16 protein-coding genes are annotated in these 18,570 nt (G+C 29.5%); 7 read left to right on the top strand and 9 right to left on the bottom strand.

The window, feature by feature from the left end; genetic code table 11:
* Positions 1-1,180 precede the first annotated feature (1,180 nt).
* Positions 1,181-2,455 (top strand): serine--tRNA ligase, encoded by a 1,275-nt coding sequence (gene serS, locus WHD07_RS11520; protein WP_343328502.1) that lies wholly within the window; start codon positions 1,181-1,183, stop codon positions 2,453-2,455.
* Between the two features lie 97 nt (positions 2,456-2,552).
* Here serS and WHD07_RS11515 read toward each other — a convergent pair whose 3' ends face one another.
* Positions 2,553-2,699, bottom strand: a complete 147-nt coding sequence (locus WHD07_RS11515; RefSeq protein WP_170062904.1) for a hypothetical protein — start codon at positions 2,697-2,699, stop codon at positions 2,553-2,555.
* Between the two features lie 123 nt (positions 2,700-2,822).
* Between WHD07_RS11515 and WHD07_RS11510 the strand changes: the two genes are divergently transcribed.
* Positions 2,823-4,619: a tetratricopeptide repeat protein gene (locus tag WHD07_RS11510; RefSeq protein ID WP_343328501.1), complete on the top strand. Its 1,797-nt coding sequence runs from the start codon at positions 2,823-2,825 to the stop codon at positions 4,617-4,619.
* 84 nt (positions 4,620-4,703) lie between these two features.
* Positions 4,704-5,033 carry a DUF4286 family protein gene (locus WHD07_RS11505; protein WP_105049649.1) on the top strand — a complete coding sequence of 110 codons (330 nt, stop codon included), beginning with the start codon at positions 4,704-4,706 and terminating at the stop codon, positions 5,031-5,033.
* Here WHD07_RS11505 and WHD07_RS11500 read toward each other — a convergent pair.
* Positions 5,030-7,093: a M48 family metalloprotease gene (locus tag WHD07_RS11500; protein WP_343328500.1), complete on the bottom strand. Its 2,064-nt coding sequence runs from the start codon at positions 7,091-7,093 to the stop codon at positions 5,030-5,032. The genes WHD07_RS11505 and WHD07_RS11500 overlap by 4 nt on opposite strands.
* A 147-nt stretch (positions 7,094-7,240) precedes the next feature.
* Here WHD07_RS11500 and rsmA point away from each other — a divergent pair, with 147 nt between their 5' ends.
* Positions 7,241-8,044 carry a 16S rRNA (adenine(1518)-N(6)/adenine(1519)-N(6))-dimethyltransferase RsmA gene (gene rsmA / locus WHD07_RS11495; RefSeq protein ID WP_343328499.1) on the top strand — a complete coding sequence of 268 codons (804 nt, stop codon included), beginning with the start codon at positions 7,241-7,243 and terminating at the stop codon, positions 8,042-8,044.
* On the top strand, positions 8,034-9,386 hold the full coding sequence (mgtE, locus tag WHD07_RS11490; RefSeq protein ID WP_105049651.1) for a magnesium transporter: 1,353 nt from the start codon (positions 8,034-8,036) through the stop codon (positions 9,384-9,386). The genes rsmA and mgtE overlap by 11 nt, the downstream gene beginning before the upstream one ends.
* A gap of 289 nt (positions 9,387-9,675) precedes the next feature.
* Here mgtE and WHD07_RS11485 read toward each other — a convergent pair whose 3' ends face one another.
* From WHD07_RS11485 to WHD07_RS11475, 3 genes are all read right to left on the bottom strand, one after another.
* On the bottom strand, positions 9,676-10,353 hold the full coding sequence (locus WHD07_RS11485) for a response regulator transcription factor (protein ID WP_105049652.1): 678 nt from the start codon (positions 10,351-10,353) through the stop codon (positions 9,676-9,678).
* A complete protein-coding gene (locus WHD07_RS11480) occupies positions 10,343-12,271 on the bottom strand; it encodes a tetratricopeptide repeat-containing sensor histidine kinase (protein WP_343328498.1) in 1,929 nt (642 codons plus the stop codon). The genes WHD07_RS11485 and WHD07_RS11480 overlap by 11 nt, the downstream gene beginning before the upstream one ends.
* A 205-nt stretch (positions 12,272-12,476) precedes the next feature.
* The gene (locus WHD07_RS11475; protein WP_343328497.1) at positions 12,477-13,010 is read right to left on the bottom strand and encodes an RNA methyltransferase; all 534 of its coding nucleotides are present in this window, start codon (positions 13,008-13,010) and stop codon (positions 12,477-12,479) included.
* 124 nt (positions 13,011-13,134) lie between these two features.
* Between WHD07_RS11475 and mutS the strand changes: the two genes are divergently transcribed.
* On the top strand, positions 13,135-15,708 hold the full coding sequence (mutS, locus tag WHD07_RS11470; protein WP_422897661.1) for a DNA mismatch repair protein MutS: 2,574 nt from the start codon (positions 13,135-13,137) through the stop codon (positions 15,706-15,708).
* On the top strand, positions 15,708-16,169 hold the full coding sequence (locus WHD07_RS11465; RefSeq protein ID WP_343328495.1) for an RNA methyltransferase: 462 nt from the start codon (positions 15,708-15,710) through the stop codon (positions 16,167-16,169). Before mutS ends, WHD07_RS11465 begins: the two co-directional genes overlap by 1 nt.
* Before the next feature lie 1,098 nt (positions 16,170-17,267).
* On the opposite strand, the gene WHD07_RS18285 is transcribed toward WHD07_RS11465, so the two are convergent.
* The 4 genes from WHD07_RS18285 to WHD07_RS11450 form a co-directional block, all read right to left on the bottom strand.
* Positions 17,268-17,675: a type II CAAX prenyl endopeptidase Rce1 family protein gene (locus WHD07_RS18285; RefSeq protein ID WP_422897660.1), complete on the bottom strand. Its 408-nt coding sequence runs from the start codon at positions 17,673-17,675 to the stop codon at positions 17,268-17,270.
* 135 nt (positions 17,676-17,810) lie between these two features.
* Positions 17,811-17,978: a hypothetical protein gene (locus WHD07_RS11460; RefSeq protein WP_343328494.1), complete on the bottom strand. Its 168-nt coding sequence runs from the start codon at positions 17,976-17,978 to the stop codon at positions 17,811-17,813.
* Between the two features lie 11 nt (positions 17,979-17,989).
* Complete coding sequence (locus tag WHD07_RS11455) at positions 17,990-18,166, bottom strand: hypothetical protein (RefSeq protein WP_343328493.1); 177 nt, start codon at positions 18,164-18,166, stop codon at positions 17,990-17,992.
* Positions 18,167-18,259: 93 nt separating this feature from the next.
* Positions 18,260-18,568 (bottom strand): HTH domain-containing protein, encoded by a 309-nt coding sequence (locus WHD07_RS11450; protein WP_343328492.1) that lies wholly within the window; start codon positions 18,566-18,568, stop codon positions 18,260-18,262.
* Between the last annotated feature and the right edge of the window lie 2 nt (positions 18,569-18,570).

Below are 18,570 nucleotides of genomic sequence, written 5' to 3'. Positions count from 1 at the left end.
CGATTGAGAAATCTCATGAAGTTAACCAACTTTGTGTTAGCTTGTTTATGGGATTTCTCCTAACGTCGAAATGACAAGTTGAGACTCTATTGTGTTTCTATGTCTTTTTGCTTCCTTTGTTTCTACACAATTTGTCTTTTCGACCTTTTGGGAGAAATCACATAAAGTTGATCTGTTTTATGGAATCACTGCTATGGGATTTCTCCTAACGTCTAAATGACAAGTTGGGTGTGTAGTTTTGAGTTTTCATTGTTATGGTGCTTTTTATTGTTTCGAAGTGACAATTGGGGTGGTTTATTATGCGTTCTAAATTAACATACAGATTTGTCATTTCGAAATGAGCTTTTTTAAGCGATTGAGAAATCTCATGAAGTTAACCAACTTTGTGTTAGCTTGTTTATGGGATTTCTCCTTGCATCGAAATGACAAGTTGGGTGTGTAGTTTTGGGTTTTCATTGTTATGGGACTTCTCATTGCATTCGAAGTGACAACTAGGGTGGTTTATTATGCTTTCTAAATTAACATACAGTTTTGTCTTTTCGAAATGAGCTTGTTTAAGCGATTGAGAAATCTCATGAAGTTACCCAACTTTGTGTTAGCTTGTTTATGAGATTTCTCCTTGCATCGAAATGACAAGTTGGGTGTGTAGTTTTGGGTTTTCATTGTTATGGGACTTCTCATTGCATTCGAAGTGACAACTAGGGTGGTTTATTATGCTTTCTAAATTAACATACAGTTTTGTCTTTTCGAAATGAGCTTGTTTAAGCGATTGAGAAATCTCATGAAGTTACCCAACTTTGTGTTAGCTTGTTTATGGGATTTCTCCTAATGTAGAAATGACAATTATAAAACCCTTTCAGGTTTTTAAAACCTGAAAGGGTTAAACTGAGTATTTTTTTAAGAACCACCTTCTTTAGTATTCAGAATAAGTAAATTGATTAAATTTATTTGGAATCTCTATGCGTTAAGGATAGAGCAATTGTTTGAGCTCTTTTTTGTTTTTCTACAAAAAAAGCGAGTGCGAAAGCCTGACCCTTGTGGTAACGCCCAAAAAGCGCCCTTTATAATTCTTCTTTTTGTGCTATTTTTTGTACGTATTTATAAGGAAACTTTTTATTGATGATTTCGTGGTAAATCCATTGCACAAATTATATCTTTGCATTTACAAAATTCTACAAAAATGTTACAAGTACAATTTATTAGAGACAACAAAGAAACTGTTTTAGCAGGGTTAGCAAAACGTAATTTTGCCAATGCAGAAACAATTATTGAGCAAGTTTTAACTGCAGATGAAAATAGAAGAGCTACTCAGGTTGAGTTAGACAATACGTTGGCAGAATCTAATAAAATGTCCAAAGAGATTGGTGGCTTTTTTAAGTCGGGAGAAGTGCAAAAAGCAAATCTATTAAAAGAAAAAACGGTTCAGTTAAAAGAAAAATCTAAAGAACTTGGTGAGCGTTTTAATACGTATGCAGAAGAATTACAAACACTTTTGTATCAAATACCAAACATACCGCATGCTTCTGTAAAAGCAGGAACTTCTGAAGAGGATAATGAGAAAATTTTTAGTGAAGGAACGATTCCAGATTTAGGAGAAAATGCATTACCTCACTGGGAATTAGCTAAGAAATACGATATTATAGATTTTGAATTAGGAAATAAAATTACAGGTGCTGGTTTTCCGGTTTATAAAGGAAAAGGTGCAAGATTACAACGTGCTTTAATCAATTATTTTTTAGATAAAAATACCAAAGCTGGTTATACAGAAGTGCAAGTGCCACATTTAGTAAATACAGAATCTGCTACTGCAACTGGGCAGTTGCCAGATAAAGACGGACAAATGTATCATGCTACAGTAGACGATTTATATTTAATTCCTACTGCAGAAATTCCTATTACCAATATGTTTCGTGGTAATTTAATGCAAGAATCAGAATTTCCAATAACAGTTACAGGTTACACGCCTTGTTTTAGACGTGAAGCAGGTAGTTATGGTGCACACGTTCGTGGATTAAATAGATTGCACCAGTTTGATAAAGTAGAAATTGTACGAATTGAACATCCAGATAATTCTTATAATGCTTTAAATGATATGGTAGAGCATATTAAAGATATTTTAAGAGACTTAAAATTACCTTACAGAATTTTACGTTTGTGTGGTGGAGATACTGGTTTTACCTCTGCCTTAACGTTCGATTTTGAAGTGTTTTCTACAGCACAAGATAGATGGCTAGAAATTAGTTCTGCATCTAATTTTGAAACTTTTCAGGCAAATAGATTAAAACTTCGTTTTAAAAATAAAGAAGGAAAAAGCGAATTAGCGCATACCTTAAACGGAAGTTCTTTGGCTTTACCGCGTGTTTTAGCCGGTATTTTAGAGAACTACCAAATAGCAGACGGAATTAAAATTCCTGATGCTTTGGTACCTTATTGTGGGTTCGATATTATAGATTAGTACTCAGTATACAGTTGGCAGTAATCAGTTAGCTTGTTTGTGTAAAAAATTGTTTTTATACAATTGAGAACTGTTTACTGCAGCTGCAAACTGAAGACTAATTTGCAACGACAGCTACCATTAATCTTTTATATTTATTCATTTCTAATAAGGCATTTAAATACGCACTTATTTGTCCGTTTTTCATAAACTCAATTGAGTTATTTTTTGCAATTTCGTATTGTTTAGAAAAAGTATTCATCATCTTTAAATTTGATTGGTTATATACTCTATAGACAAGTTTTATGCCAAAATGTTACAAAAGGACGTTAAGAATAGCTGCCTTTAATAAAAATTTAACATTTATGTTGATTATCTTTGATTTGATATGAAAAAACTCTTTTTACTTATTTTCCTTACTATTAGTAGTATTGGCTATGCTCAAAACGATTATTTGTTGGGAGAAAGTTATTACAGAGAAGGAGAATATGAAAAAGCAGCACAAGTATTTAAAAAACTATATGCTAGTAGTCCTTTTAATACATCGTACTTAAGTAGATTAATTTCTTGTTATCAAGAAACAGGGCAATTTTTAGACGTAGAAACATTATTAAAAGACAAACTAAAAAAACATGCTGAACAAGGTTTTTTATATGTGTACTTAGGCTATAACTACGAAAGACAACAATTAAAAGAGCAAGCACAAACCAATTATAATTTAGCTTTAAAAACTATTGATAAAAACCCTTCTTTTGCTGGAATTATAGGCCGTATTTTTAAAGACTACAACTTGTTAGATAACGCTATTTTAGCGTATGAAAAAGCAATGACTAAGAATGAAAACGCTAATTATAGTTTTCAAATTGCACAGATTTATGGTGAAAAAGGCAATTACAAAAAAATGTTTGAAGCCTACATGAATTTGGTTGATAAAGATGACCAATACTTTAGTTTAGTACAAAGATATACCAGTAAATACATTACCGATGATTCTGAAAATGAAGCCAATATTGTTTTTAGAAAAACATTATTAAAAAAATCTGCAAGCAACCCTAAAAATGTGTGGAATGTGTTGTTAAGTTGGCTATTTACCCAACAAAAACAGTACAATAAAGCATTGATACAAGAAAAAGCATTGTACCAAAGAAATCCTGACGATTTAACTGCAATTTTTAGATTAGGAAAAATAGCTTTTGAAAACACCAGTTACGAGGAAGCAAAGGCTTGTTTTGGTTTTATTACCGAAAAATCGACCTTTAATGAAGAAAAAATTGCGGCATCTTTATACCTCGCAAAAATTGCAGTTGCCACAAAGAACCCAGACACAGAAAAGTTATTTGCTGTTCTTTTTAATGAATTTGGAAAAAATACAGCAACCATAAAATTACAAGTAGCATATGCAGATTTTTTAACTTTTCAGAAAAATAAACCTAATAAAGCTAAAGAAGTTTTAGAAGCTGCTATCAATTTTTCTAGTTCTAAATTTGATAAGGCAAGAATAAAATTAAAATTAGGAGATATTTTGGTGTTTACAGGCAACTACAACAAAGCATTAATTTATTTTTCTCAAATACAAACACAACTTAAAAATCACGAATTAGCGCAACAAGCAAGGTTTAAAGTAGCACAAACAAGTTATTTTAAAGGCGATTTTACATGGTCTAAAGCTCAATTAAAAGTACTAAAGAGTTCTACAACACAAATGATTGCTAATGACGCTTTAGAGCTGTTTTTAAAGATTACAGACAATGAACCTGTAGATTCTATTCCTTCTGGATTAAAACAGCTAGCAAAGGCAGAATTACTGTCTTATCAGAATAAAAATGAGGAAGCATTGGCAGAGTTACAAAGCTTATTTACTCCTAAAAACGTTTTTGCAAACGGATTAACTCTAGGTGATGTTATTTACGATGATGTGTTATTTTTTAAAGCAAAATTACTCATCAAACAAAAAAAATATGAGGAAGCTATCATCAGTTTTACTAAAATTATTACTGCCGATAACCAAGGAATTTATGTCGATGATGTGTATTATGAAATTGCCCAATTGTATAATAATCAATTAAACAATCCAGAAAAGGCGTCAGAATATTATCAAAAGATTATTTTTGATTATTCTTCTAGTATTTATCTAGTAGATGCCAGAAATAAATATCGAAAATTAAGAGGAGATAAACTTTTGTAAGGTTTTTAGAACCTAATAAGGTATAAATGCCTATTTAAATATACCTACAAGGTTTTAGAGACCTAGCAGGATAAAACCAAAAAAATGTACATATACAACGTAACAATAAATATAGATGAAACGGTTCATAAAGAATGGCTTACCTTTATGGAAACGCATGTTTTAAAAGTATTAAATACTGGTAGGTTTACCGCTGCAAAACTAACCGAAGTTTTGGTTGAAGAAGAAATGGGTGGTAGAACGTATTCCATACAATATACGGCCAATACAAGAGAAGATTTAGACGATTATTATAAACACGATGCAGAAAAATTACAACAGCAAAGTCTTAAAAAATTTGGTGATAAAATGTTAGCTTTTAGAACAGAGTTAAAGTTGATAAAAGAGTTTTATCCCACGCACATAGAAAATTAAGACAGTTCTAATTCTTTATTTGTTGATAATATTTTAGCCTGATAATCTAAGAGTTCTTTCTTTAAAATAAAATACCCTCTAGAAACCAAAAATTCATAACTATTTAAGGCTGCAAATAAAGTTTGAAGGTTGTTATCAAAATACGTTTGTTTACCAAAATATTGTAATTTTTCTGAGGTATATAAACTTAGAGTTTTTCTCATTTCAGCATTAATTTCAGCTGTATATAAAGCATCATCTAACATCGATTTTAACTCCTCTTTTAATTTATTTTCTAAAGGTTCTATTCTTAAAAATTTAGATTTAATTTCATCGTAAGGAGTGTTTTGACTGATAAAATCTAATTTTTCTAGCAGATCATAATAGATTTGCATCTTGTTATCAAAACCACCATCAAACTCAATTAAGTTTTTATAGAGGGCTTTAATTTTTTGAGGATTAGTTGATACTTTTTCACAGTACTTATAAATACGAATATCTTTATTTTTTATACTTTGTTCTAAAACCTCTAACTCTTTTTTAATATTATTAATTAAGGTATCTAGGTCTTTTTTGGAGTATTTTTCTCCATCATAGTCAAAAGTTTTAATTTTTATTTCGCCAGATTTTATCAAATTTAAGATTTCAAGATCATTTTTTAATGACAGTTCTATATAATTTCTATGAACACTCTCTGAAGAAAATAAATCTTTTCCCTTCACCTCACTATCCATTATAAAATCTTTTTCAATATCAAATTTTACAGGGTTCTTATTATCATAATACCCGTTATAAATTTCAGGAAAAGTATTATCTATATATGTTTTTTGAATTTCTTCGGCAAAATTTTCTAAGGAACTGTATACTGGTTTAGCTTCGTATTTTATATCATTAAATATTTTTTCAGTTAACTTTTCTTGGAGCTCTAATAAATTACGAAACAAGTTACCAGCCAAATTAAAATTCTGAATTTCTTTTTTAAAATCAGTCGCTTCAAGATTTTTAACTCTTTGTTCTATAGTAGGATGAGATGCCCATTGGTCTTCTATATTTAGTTTAGATTTATTATACCTATTTAAATCATTAAGTTTAATAAATGGTAATCCATTTTTAATTTCAATTTTATCTTTCTTTGCTAAGAAATTAACTAAATAACTTTGTTCTGCATAAATATTTTTACTTTTAATATTGTCAATCACTTTAGAATCATAATGTGATAAAACACCATTAAAAGCTACTTCTGCCAAATCTAGTCTTAGTAGAGAGTCTTTTAATGGTTTATAACCCGTTATGCTTGCTGCAGTTGTATCTGCATGAAATTCCATTTCTCTAGATAAAGCCATATAGCTTTTATTTAAATAATTATAAAGTTGTTTTAAAACCCATTGAATCCCTTTTACAATCTCTAAACCAATCATTACAAAAATGGCAAAATAATTACTCGTTTCTCCCCAACTTCTGGCCGCTTTATCAAATGAGTCATTATCATATAACATGTTAAATATTATTTGATTAAAATTATGAACATAACTTCCTACTTTCATACTTTTTTGACTAAAATGACCAAATTCATGAGCTAATATTGCCTTTAATTCTATTTCCGTTGTTGTATTAATTAATCCCAAACCTATTTGTAAGTTCTTTTTAATAGGAAAAAACATACTCCAAAAACTAGAATCATAAAAAACAGCAGCAGTCACTTCTGGAGATAAGTATACCTTTTTAGGAAATGGTGTGCCTATTTCTTCTACCAAATTATCTATTAATTTAAACAGTTCTGGTTGCTCAGTTCTATGTATCTCCGTTAAATGAGACAAGTCTTTTTTATTAGATTTAAAAAGAAATTTTATAATAAAAAAGAAAACTAAAACACCTAAACTAGCAAGACCAATACCCAATGCAATTGTAATTAGGTGTGGTTTTGATATAACCATAGTTATTGCACCAAAAACACAAATTACTGCAAGAGCAATGCATAAAAATACAATGAGTAGATAAACGAATAAAAAAACAACAATTGAGATAATTGCTTTTTTTGCTTGATTTTTAAAATTTTGGGAGATTTCTATTTCTTTTTTCATATTTTTTTCAAAACACCAATATAAAAAATATAAAAAGATTTAAAACTGTCTCTTTTAATTTTTTGTACTTTATAAGAAGATCCTAAAATTAAATACAAAAGTGTTAGAGTTTGTATTACTTTTGTTTTTTAAGCATAAAACATAAACATGTCAGTTAAAGCAAAAAAACATTTAGGTCAGCATTTTTTAACGGATGAAAGCATTGCAAAAGATATTGCAGATGCTTTAACTGAAAATGGATATGAAGATGTCTTAGAAATTGGTCCTGGAATGGGTGTTTTAACCAAATACTTGTTACCCAAAAAAGCAAAAGTTACTGTAATGGAATTAGACCGAGAATCGGTTGCTTATTTACACGATACATTTCCGCTAGAACATATTAAATTAGATACTTCTAAAGAACATTTTGAAATTATTGAAGGTGATTTTTTAAAGCACAGCATTCAAGATATTTTTAATAAAAAACAAGTAGCAATTATAGGGAATTTTCCTTATAACATTTCTACACAAATTGTTTTTAAAGCGATAGAAAACAGGGAGTTTGTACCAGAATTTGCAGGTATGTTCCAGAAAGAAGTAGCCAAAAGAATTGCAGAAAAAGAAGGTAGTAAAGTTTACGGAATTCTATCTGTTTTAACGCAAGCTTTTTTTGATGTAGAATACCTTTTTACTGTACCACCAACGGTTTTTAATCCACCTCCAAAAGTAGATTCTGGTGTTATTAGATTGATAAGAAAAAAAGATTATTCACTACCTGTTGATGAAAAATTATTTTTTAGAGTTGTAAAAACAGCCTTTAATCAACGAAGAAAAATGTTGCGTTCTAGTTTAAAATCTTTTAATCTTTCGGATACCTTAAAAGAAGAGCCTATCTTTGCGAAAAGACCAGAACAATTATCTGTTTCTGACTTTATTTCACTGACGCAAAAATTAGCAGAAAATGACATTTGAAATCACTGATGAATTTTTAGAAAACCTATCAGAGCTTATCATTTCTAATAATGATAAAGAAATAACATCTTTATTTTCTGAAGTCCATTTTGCAGATATTGCAGAAGTTTTAGACGAAGTAAATTTTGATGAAGCTATTTATATTATTAAACTTTTAGATAGCGAAAAAACATCAGAAATTCTTACAGAATTAGATGAAGATATCCGTGAGAAAATTTTAGAAAACTTATCTGCAAAAGAAATTGCCGATGAAGTTAGAGAAATGGACACCGATGATGCTGCTGATATTATTGGAGAACTATCCGAAGAGCGTCAGCATCGAGTAATTTCTGCATTAGAAGATGATGAGCATGCAGCAGATATTAAAGAATTATTATCTTATAATGATAATTCTGCCGGAGCATTAATGGCAAAAGAATTGGTAAAAGTATACGAAACCTGGACCGTAGCCGGATGTATGCGAAGAATTAGAGGACAAGCCAAAGATGTTACCAGAGTGCATTCTATTTACGTAGTAGATAAAGAAGATAAATTGGTGGGGAGAATGTCTTTAAAAGACTTAATTATTGCCAAGTCAGACCATAAAATTGCAGACATCTGTAAAGCAAAGGTAGATGCTGTAAATGTACATGAAGAAGAAGAAGCCGTAGCTAAAATAATGGCAAAATACGATTTAGAAGCCATACCCGTTGTAGATGATAATAACGTTTTGGTAGGTAGAATTACTATTGATGATATTTTAGATGTTATTAGAGAAGAAGCTGATAAAGATTACCAAATGGCGGCTGGTTTTTCTAAAGACGTAGAAGCAGATGATACTATTTGGGAACTTACAAAAGCACGTTTACCTTGGTTAATTCTTGCTCTCTTTGGAGGCTTTATTTCTGTTTCTGTTTTAGGTAGTTTTGATGGTGCTATGAAAAATTTTCCAGAACTATTTTTCTTTACCCCATTAATTGCTGCCATGGCAGGTAATGTAGGTGTACAATCTTCTGCAATTATTGTACAAGGTTTGGCAAACGACAGTTTAAAAGGCTCTTTATTTAAAAGACTTTTAAAAGAAATTTTACAAGGCTTTTTAAACGGTTTTGTATTAGCAACTTTATTAATGTCTGCAGGAATGTTGTTTTTAGGTTTTAATATCAATCTAGGAATTACTGTAGCGGCATCTTTAATTTCTGTAATTATTATTGCCTCAATTATTGGAACATTTATTCCTATTATTTTAGCAAAAAAAGGCGTCGATCCTGCATTGGCAACAGGGCCATTTATTACTACAAGTAATGATATTTTAGGTATCTTAATCTACTTTAGTATTGCTAAATTAGTATTAGGTTTTTAAGCCTTTACTTTTTTAAAGCAATTTATTTCTCACAAAATAGAGCACGCAAAACAAAATTATAAAAGAGCATAAAAAAAACCTTTCAGGTAAACTGAAAGGTTTTATTCTTTTTCCTTGTTTCGATATCCCTACGGATACCTGCAATAATTCCCCAATTATAAATATATAATTATATAACAAAAATACAACTTATCTAAAACTAGAACATGTAAAAAACCGAAAGTAAAAATGTGGTTTTCCGCAGAAAAGAATATTTTCTAGACAAAAACTATAAAAAAATCCTTAAAAATTAATCTATAATCCCTAATTCTTTCGCTTTAAGCACCAAATCAGTATTATTTTTAGCGTTTAAATCGGCTCTTAAATTACATAATTTAGTTTCTATAGAACGTAGTTTTATAGGAGTATCATCTGCCTTTGTTATCACCCCTTCTAAATTGCTTATTTTAGGATAATTAGGAAGCTCTTTTAAAATTTGAACAGCTACATCATCCATTTGTATCTGAACGATGTTTCTACGCATTATTTTTTGATGAATTTCATGCGTGTAATAGTAATCGTTGGCTAACATTTTTTGAACCGCAAAACCAATTTCTGTAGCATCGCATTTACTTTTTAATAAATAAGCATTAGGATTTAAATTACTAATAACATTATACACTCTATTGGTTTCTGTATGCCCAGTAATCACCGCTATTTTAATATCAAATTCATTATTTTTAATGGCTTTTATCAATTCTTCTCCTCCATCTAAATTTGTTTCGTCTGTAGTATTATCAAAACTTAAATCTGTAAATAATAATTGAAAAGGATGAGTCTTTTGGTGCTGTTTAATCAACTGAAAAGCGTCATCACAATTATTAGAGGTAACCACATCAAAATCTCCCACTTCTTTTAACGAACAAATAATACCTTGTAACACTAATTGATGATCATCAACAATTAAAATTTTTGTTTTATTTTCCATTTTTAGGGATTTCAATATCAATACTTGTTCCTTTTTCTAGTTCACTTTCAATAATAAAAACACCATTAATTTCTTCTACTCTTTCTTTCATATTTTTTAAGCCAATTCCACTTTTCTTATCCTCTATATTAAATCCGTTACCGTTATCTAAAATGGTTAAAAAAACAGCATTTTTTGTCTCTTTAAAACTTAGAGTAATTTCTTTTGCAGCTGCGTGTTTTTTAGTGTTTTGAATACTTTCTCTTATCGATAAAAATAACGTTCTTTTTATAGCATTATTAATTTCTTGCCAATTTACGCTATCTATTTCTTGTACTTTTATTCTAAAATTAACTTCAAAAAAATCTGATACTAAGTTAATTATCTGATCTTTAAAAGATACTTTATCAAAACTTTCACTACTTAATTGATGTGATAAATTTCGAACATTGTCTTTTATAACATCTAAACTTTTGGCTTCTTCTACCAGATTGGTTTTTGCCAACCTTAAGTGCAACATTCTAATATCACCGGCAACCTCATCGTGTAAAGATTTTGCTATTTGTTGTCGCTCTTTTTCTCTTACTTCTACCTGCTGTAACTTTGCATCAAAAAGCATTTTCTTACGTCTACTAGAAACAATACTTGCCCCAAAACCAATAAATAAAAGACTTCCTGCTGCAAGCAACCAACCAATTGTTTTTTGTTGTTTTTCTTTTTCTAACTCTAATTGTTTTCTTGTATTTTCTTCTTTTAAATGATCATTTTCTATGTCCTTCTTTTCAGTTTCATACCTTACTTTAGCAAACTGATTTTTTAAAGATCTTTCTCTTCTATACAAACTGTCATTTAATATAAAATGCTCTTCTAAAAGTAGCCTTCCTTTTTCTCCTTTTATTAAGGTTGATAAACGAAAAAGGTTTTCTAAAATATATCGATTATAGCTTATTTCTTTGGCTTTTTCTAAGCCTTTTTTAGAATGATAAATGGCTTTTTTAATATTATTTTCATCTTTATAAAAATCACCTAAAATAGAATGAGAAATAACCAAACCTCTTTTATAGTTTCTCTTTTCTCTCAATTTTAAGACTTCTAAATATCCTTTTAAAGCTATTTTTTTATTACCCAACATAAAGTTATTGTAAGAAAAACCCGCCAATGCAGATTCATATCTGTAATCACTTTTATATTTAAGACTGTCTATAGATAAACTTTTATTAAAATATTCTATTGCTTTTTGGTTATTTCCTTCAGATTCGTAGGTATTTGCTAAATGGTTATATAACCTGGCCTTTTCATATTTTATTTTTAAATGCGGACTTTTCTTTTGAAGTTCAAAAAATTTTAAATAATTTTTTCTAGCTTCTTCTTGTCTTTCCGTCATAAACATTACGTTTCCTAAACGTTCATACAAAAGCCCCGTAAAAAAAACCTCATAAGGCGATTTTTTAAAACCAAACTTTGCAATATGTGGCTCTACAAAACGCAACCCTTCTATAATAGAATTTTCGCTCCCTAAATAATCTTTTTCATCATACTGAATGGCAGCCATAGGAAGCAATCTTCTTGTTGCTTCGAGAGAATCTTTTAATAGAACAGAAATATTTTTAGACTTGTTATAATAATAAAAAGTACTGTCTGGTTTAAATTGAAGTTTAAAATACAGTGCTCTATAATAATACTCTTTGGCCAAAACCGTAGTGTCTTTAGTTCTAGTATAATATTGGTGTAGTTTTTTTGCAGACAGCTCTAAATTAACCAAATCTTCATTAAAAAAACTACGCTTACCAAAATTAACATACGTACACTTTAGTATAGAATCGGTTTTACTTTTTTCTGCTAATAAAAATGCTTTTTGGGGTAAATTAGTTTGTTTTGTCTTTTTATATTCTTTTAATAAAACAGTAATAGAATCACCATCTTTTTTTTGAGAAAACACGGTAAAACTGAGTAAAAAAAGTAAAAAAAGAGTCTTTTTGGGGGTAAAAGATAAACATCTTAATTTTTGAAGAAATTTATATTTAGTCATCTTTTACAATGATTCAAATTTATTGTTAATTCTTTAAAATCTTTTTCTTTTAACATCATTAAAATAGGGAATTTTTTAGATTCTTTAAAAATAGAATTTTAGAATTAAAAATCAACTATAAATTATTCATTTTCTGAAATAAATCCCACAAAACAACACCTGTAGTTACAGAAATATTTAAAGAATGTTTGGTACCCAACTGCGGAATTTCAATACACAAATCTGAGGCACTTACCACTTCTTGCTGCACTCCTTTTACTTCATTACCCATTACAATAGCATATTTTTCTCCTTCCGTCGGATAAAAAGTATTTAGTTTTGTACTATTTTCTGCTTGTTCAATTGCCAATACTTTAACGCCGTCTGATTTTAATTTTTCTACTAAAGTTAAGGTATCTTCTACATACTCCCAGGCAACAGATTCGGTTGCTCCCAAAGCTGTTTTATGAATGTCTTTGTTAGGCGGAGTTGCACAAATACCACATAAATAGATTTTTTCTATCAAAAAAGCATCACTAGTTCTAAAAACAGAACCAATGTTGTTTAAACTTCTAATATTGTCTAATACTACTATAATTGGGGTTTTCTCTACAGTTTTAAATTCATCTACTGTAATTCTACCTAACTCGTTATTCTTTAATTTTCTCATATCTTGTGAATAAGTTCACTGCAAACTGCTACTGAATACTGCTTACTAATTTTTATCTTCGCAAAACTAACTGAAAATTTCCAAAAACTTGGCAAAATCAAAACCAAAAAAGGTAACTCCTTTAATGAAACAATACAATGCAATCAAGAATAAATATCCTGATGCGATGTTACTTTTTAGAGTAGGAGATTTTTACGAAACTTTTGGTGAAGACGCTAAAAAAGCTGCCGGAGTTTTAGGAATTACATTGACAAAACGTGGCGCTGGTAGTGAAACCGAAACTGCCTTGGCAGGTTTTCCGCATCATTCTTTAAATACCTATTTGCCTAAGTTGGTAAAAGCAGGAATGCGTGTTGCTATTTGCGACCAGTTAGAAGACCCAAAAATGACCAAAACTATTGTAAAACGTGGTGTTACAGAATTGGTTACGCCTGGTGTTTCTTTAAACGACGAAGTTTTACAAACCAAAACAAACAACTTTTTAGCGGCTGTTCATTTTGATAAAAAACAACTCGGAATTTCATTTCTTGATGTTTCTACAGGTGAATATTTGGTAGCGCAAGGAAATGCAGAATACATAGATAAATTGTTGCAAAATTTTAGTCCGAGTGAAGTTTTGGTTCAGAAACAACACAAGCAACAATTTTTAGAATTATTTGAAAACCGATATTATACATTTTATTTAGACGATTGGGTTTTTCAAAAGGAATATGCAAATGAAACTTTACACAATCATTTTGAAGTTAAAAGTTTAAAAGGTTTTGGTATTGCAGATGTTAAAAACGGAATTATTGCTGCCGGAGCCGTCATGTATTACTTATCGGAAACGCAACACAATCAATTAAAACACATTCAGCATATTAGCAGAATTGCAGAAGACAATTATGTTTGGATGGACCGTTTTACGGTAAGAAATTTGGAGCTTTACAATCCGAATTCAATAAATGCTGTCACGCTTTTAAATGTGATTGATAAAACCATTTCGCCAATGGGCGGACGTTTATTAAAGCGTTGGTTGGCATTGCCATTAAAAAATATCGACGAAATTAAAAATCGTCATGAATTGGTAAAGTTTTTTATAGATTCTGATGATTTTTCTCAAACGGTAACCTATCAATTAAAACAAATATCAGATTTAGAACGGTTAATTTCTAAAGTAGCAACCGGTAAAGCTTCACCAAGAGAAATTGTATTGTTAAAAGATTCTTTAAAAGCGATTCTGCCGATAAAAACATCCGCAGAAAAAAGTAAAAATAACACAGTAAAAGCACTCGGAAATCAATTACATACGTGTACAGATTTAATTGAAAAAATTAATGAAACCTTGTTTGATGATGCTCCGGTAAACATCAATAAAGGAAACGCAATTGCTACGGGTGTTCATACAGAACTAGACGATTTACGTGCCATTTCTAACTCCGGAAAAGAGTATTTAGACAATATGTTAGCGCGTGAAACGGAACGAACCGGAATTACAAGTTTAAAGATTTCTTTTAACAACGTTTTTGGCTATTATATAGAAGTTAGAAACTCGCATAAAGACAAAGTTCCACAAGAATGGATACGTAAACAAACCTTGGTAAATGCAGAGCGATATATTACCGAGGAACTCAAAGAATACGAAACCAAAATTTTAGGTGCCGAAGAAAAAATAGCCAAATTAGAACAAGAAATATTTACTAAATTATTACAATACATCATTCAATTTGTACAAATTGTACAAGAAAACGCACAGATTATTGCAAAAATAGATTGTTTACTGTCTTTTTCTGTTTTAGCTATTGATAACAATTATGTGCGCCCAATTATGGATGAAAGCACCGATTTAGAAATTAAAAATGGGCGTCATCCAGTAATTGAAAAACAGTTACCCATAGACCAAACGTATATTGCCAATGATGTTGTTTTAAACAGAACTCAACAACAAATAATTATGATTACTGGGCCGAATATGTCTGGTAAATCGGCCATTTTAAGACAAACTGCATTGATTGTTTTATTGGCTCAAATGGGAAGTTATGTTCCGGCTCAGAATGCAAAAATAGGAATTGTAGATAAGATTTTTACACGTGTTGGTGCAAGTGATAATATTTCTATGGGCGAATCTACTTTTATGGTAGAAATGAATGAAACAGCATCCATCTTAAATAACGTTTCTGAGCGCAGTTTAATTCTTTTAGATGAAATTGGTAGAGGAACGTCTACTTATGACGGAATTTCGATTGCTTGGGCTATATCCGAGTTCTTACACGAGCATCCAACCAAAGCAAAAACACTATTTGCAACACATTATCATGAGTTAAATGAAATGACCACGACTTTTGAGCGCATTAAAAACTTTAATGTGTCTGTAAAAGAATTAGAAAACACCATTATTTTTTTACGTAAACTGGTTTCTGGAGGTTCTGATCATAGTTTTGGTATTCATGTCGCTAAATTAGCTGGAATGCCAAATATGGTGATTCATAGAGCTAATAAAATATTAGCACAATTAGAAAAAAACAATAAAAGTGCCGAAGTTAAAGATGTTTTAAAACAAACTCAAGAGGAAGAAATGCAATTGAGTTTCTTTCAGTTAGATGATCCTTTGTTAGAAAACATTAAAGAGGAAATTCTTGCTACAAACATTGATACGTTAACTCCTATTGAAGCATTGATGAAATTGAACGAGATTAAGCGAATGTTGATTAAAAAGTAATGGTAAACAATTTAGAACAAGGTTTTTTCGGAATCGGAATTCAGAATGGAAAAACACCAGAAAATTTAGGTGTCCTTTGGCGTTCTGCCCAAAATATGGGCGCTAGTTTTATTTTTACCATTGGCAATCGTTATGCAAAACAAGCTTGCGATACGCACAAAGCTACAGGTGCAATGCCCTATTTTCATTACGAAACTTTTGAGGATTTCTTTAACAACCTCCCAAAAGGCGCTATGTTAGTTGGTGTAGAATTAGATGAAAAAGCGGTACAATTAGAAACATTTGAGCATCCAAGACGTTGTGTTTACTTATTAGGCGCAGAAGATCATGGAATGTCTAAATTAGCTATTGAAAAATCGCATCATTTAGTGAAATTTAAATCTGAGTTGAGTTTAAATGTATCCGTTGCAGGAAGCATTTTGATGTACGATAGGCAAGCTAAATTGAATTTTAAGGTTTAGATAAGTTAAGAGAATATTGATTTAAAAACGTGTTTGTATAAGAGAAGTTGCGTAGTTTAAGCATTAAAGTTAGCAAAAAAACATAGATAGAAAGTCTGCGAGAACTTTCGTAAATAGACTTTTACCAGCAATTTTTTTTATACGTTGTTGTACGCAGGCTGTTGTCATTCGTTAATTATCTAAATTTTCATTATTAGTTCCTAAATTTAAGCTCTTTGTCAAGCTTTTTTTTTAAGCTTGACAATGTACTGGATTTAATAGTTCCTAACTTCTTACAAATTTTCCTAAAAATTCCAAAAGTTGTGGATTATCTTCTAATGCTATTTTAGCAACAGCATAAAAATCACGTATCCAATCATCTAATTCTCCAAATGCTGTATCTTTTAGTTTCTTTGTATCTTGACTTTTCCTTTCTTGTTTTAAATATTTTGTTCTTGCAATTTTTAAACTTGCTATTAATATTATTGTTTCTTGTACTTTGTAAACAACTGTAGTTTCGTTACATCTGTTTAAAGTATTTCTTGTTAATAAAGTATTCTCATAACCAAACTTTGCTATTATTGAGGCTATTTCTGTTTGTTTTCTATTGATATCGACATTGATTTAATAATTCTGCTTATGTGAAACTTCTTTTTGTAATTACTTATTCTATTTCTAAGGAATAATGATAAGAAAATATTTATTACAGGTATAAAAAATAACATAATTATCCGTAATTAATATCACGTATTAGTTACGGTTAGTCATAAAGAATAAAGTTTATTTGCTATTATTTTTATGAAAATTACTCAAGAAATGTGTGAAATGTTATTTAAGTAGGTGAGATTTTTAACAAAAAAAACTTATAAACTTGTGAAATTGAGAATATATAAAAAAGTATTATAATTTAAAAAATGTTACACTAAAAGTTAAATCTTTTTAGAGTTTTAACATTTTTAAATATTTCATACAAAGCAATAAAAATAGATAAAGAAAGTAAAATTATAAATTTGCGTTGTGTTAAAATAGGGTTGTTAAATATTAAATTTATTAAAGCATTTAAGATACATAAAGCAATAAAATAAAAAGAGGTTTTCAGTAAAAATAGTTTTAATTTTTTCATAATATTTCGGAATATATAAATCCTGTTAAATTATATAAAGAGTGTAAAAGTGTAGTCATTAAAATAGCAGAATAATTACTCTTTTTTTGCTTAATAGTTAAGAAATAATAATTTAGAATTAAACCAGAAAAGAACGCGTATATCATATAAATAATACTATAGTAATGAAACAATGCAAAAAATATACTACTAATTACGATTAAGAACATGAAGTTTTTAGTGAATTTTGATAGAATAGTTAAAAAAATGTAATTAGAAACAAGGGTTTCAAAAAAGGGTGCTACCAATACTACTGAAATGAATAAAACTATTAATTCAGTATTTTCTGAGTTTAAAGAAGAATTAAGAATATTGAAATATGAAGATAATAAGTTAAATAATATAGCAATTATTATTTTTATCATGTAACAAGCAAAAAATAATAAATAGTTATTTTTTAAAATTAATTTAAGCATATTTTTAATATTGAACTAAACCCTAATTAACGTTATACTTACGAGTAATTTTATTAAAGCTAATTAGGGTTAAGGGGTAATAAATCACATGCACATATAGGCGTTACCAGAGTCATGGTATAAATATTTCTTAATACCACCAGTGATATACCAAAAAGCATCATAAAAAAAATCAGTTTCTTTAGTTGGCTCACCACCATTAATATTGATTTGTTCTTCTAACTTTAACTCGATTAAACTATTATTTTTCATGTCTTTTTTTTTTAGTTTTCATTCCAACCATCAACAATACCAGATTTAATACTTGACCAATTATCTATAACTTCAGCCGCTAAACCAAGCCATCCAAGTTTTTTTACCCAAGGAGGTAAACCTCCATTAGTTGATGTAATCTCATGTGTATTCAATTCTTGAACACCATAATTTTGTAAATTCTTCATTTTTAAAAATTTAAAGTTAAACAATTATTTAGTATCAAAAAATATAAAACGTGCACTTTTTAATTATTTTTGATAGTGCTAATATAAATTTGGTCACTCTAATAGCATTGGAGTAAAGTAATTTTTTATGCAACCACCTGCAATTTTTATTTTTTCTTTAGAAGTTAGTAGTTCAACCGAATAATTAATCTCTAATTCACAGTCCTCAAGATAAACATAGCTTTTTAATTTTCGAGAATAGGTTATTGGAAATCCTTTAATTTTTAAATTTTCTAATACATTGTAAAGTTGACTTTCACTAATGTTTAATTTGTTAGCAAATTCATTTGGAGTACCAGTGTTGCCAACTTTTACATATTGATGAATTTTGCGTAAACGTTCTAGCTGTTTGATTGTTTTCATTT

Origin of the sequence: Polaribacter staleyi, assembly GCF_038024045.1 — a bacterium.
GTDB classification, from domain to species: Bacteria; Bacteroidota; Bacteroidia; order Flavobacteriales; family Flavobacteriaceae; genus Polaribacter; species Polaribacter butkevichii.
This window is presented reverse-complemented; position numbering and strand designations above follow the sequence as displayed.

Excerpts from the sequence above, each read along its gene's own strand:
- WHD07_RS11450 (WP_343328492.1), bottom strand. The coding sequence starts at position 18,568 with ATGAAAACAATCAAACAGCTAGAACGTTTACGCAAAATTCATCAATAT.
- WHD07_RS11510 (WP_343328501.1), top strand. The coding sequence starts at position 2,823 with ATGAAAAAACTCTTTTTACTTATTTTCCTTACTATTAGTAGTATTGGC.
- WHD07_RS11485 (WP_105049652.1), bottom strand. The coding sequence starts at position 10,353 with ATGGAAAATAAAACAAAAATTTTAATTGTTGATGATCATCAATTAGTG.
- WHD07_RS11460 (WP_343328494.1), bottom strand. The coding sequence starts at position 17,978 with ATGAAAAATAATAGTTTAATCGAGTTAAAGTTAGAAGAACAAATCAAT.
- WHD07_RS11505 (WP_105049649.1), top strand. The coding sequence starts at position 4,704 with ATGTACATATACAACGTAACAATAAATATAGATGAAACGGTTCATAAA.
- WHD07_RS11465 (WP_343328495.1), top strand. The coding sequence starts at position 15,708 with ATGGTAAACAATTTAGAACAAGGTTTTTTCGGAATCGGAATTCAGAAT.
- WHD07_RS18285 (WP_422897660.1), bottom strand. The coding sequence starts at position 17,675 with ATGATAAAAATAATAATTGCTATATTATTTAACTTATTATCTTCATAT.
- serS (WP_343328502.1), top strand. The coding sequence starts at position 1,181 with ATGTTACAAGTACAATTTATTAGAGACAACAAAGAAACTGTTTTAGCA.
- WHD07_RS11500 (WP_343328500.1), bottom strand. The coding sequence starts at position 7,093 with ATGAAAAAAGAAATAGAAATCTCCCAAAATTTTAAAAATCAAGCAAAA.
- WHD07_RS11455 (WP_343328493.1), bottom strand. The coding sequence starts at position 18,166 with ATGAAGAATTTACAAAATTATGGTGTTCAAGAATTGAATACACATGAG.
- WHD07_RS11475 (WP_343328497.1), bottom strand. The coding sequence starts at position 13,010 with ATGAGAAAATTAAAGAATAACGAGTTAGGTAGAATTACAGTAGATGAA.
- rsmA (WP_343328499.1), top strand. The coding sequence starts at position 7,241 with ATGTCAGTTAAAGCAAAAAAACATTTAGGTCAGCATTTTTTAACGGAT.
- mgtE (WP_105049651.1), top strand. The coding sequence starts at position 8,034 with ATGACATTTGAAATCACTGATGAATTTTTAGAAAACCTATCAGAGCTT.
- mutS (WP_422897661.1), top strand. The coding sequence starts at position 13,135 with ATGAAACAATACAATGCAATCAAGAATAAATATCCTGATGCGATGTTA.
- WHD07_RS11515 (WP_170062904.1), bottom strand. The coding sequence starts at position 2,699 with ATGATGAATACTTTTTCTAAACAATACGAAATTGCAAAAAATAACTCA.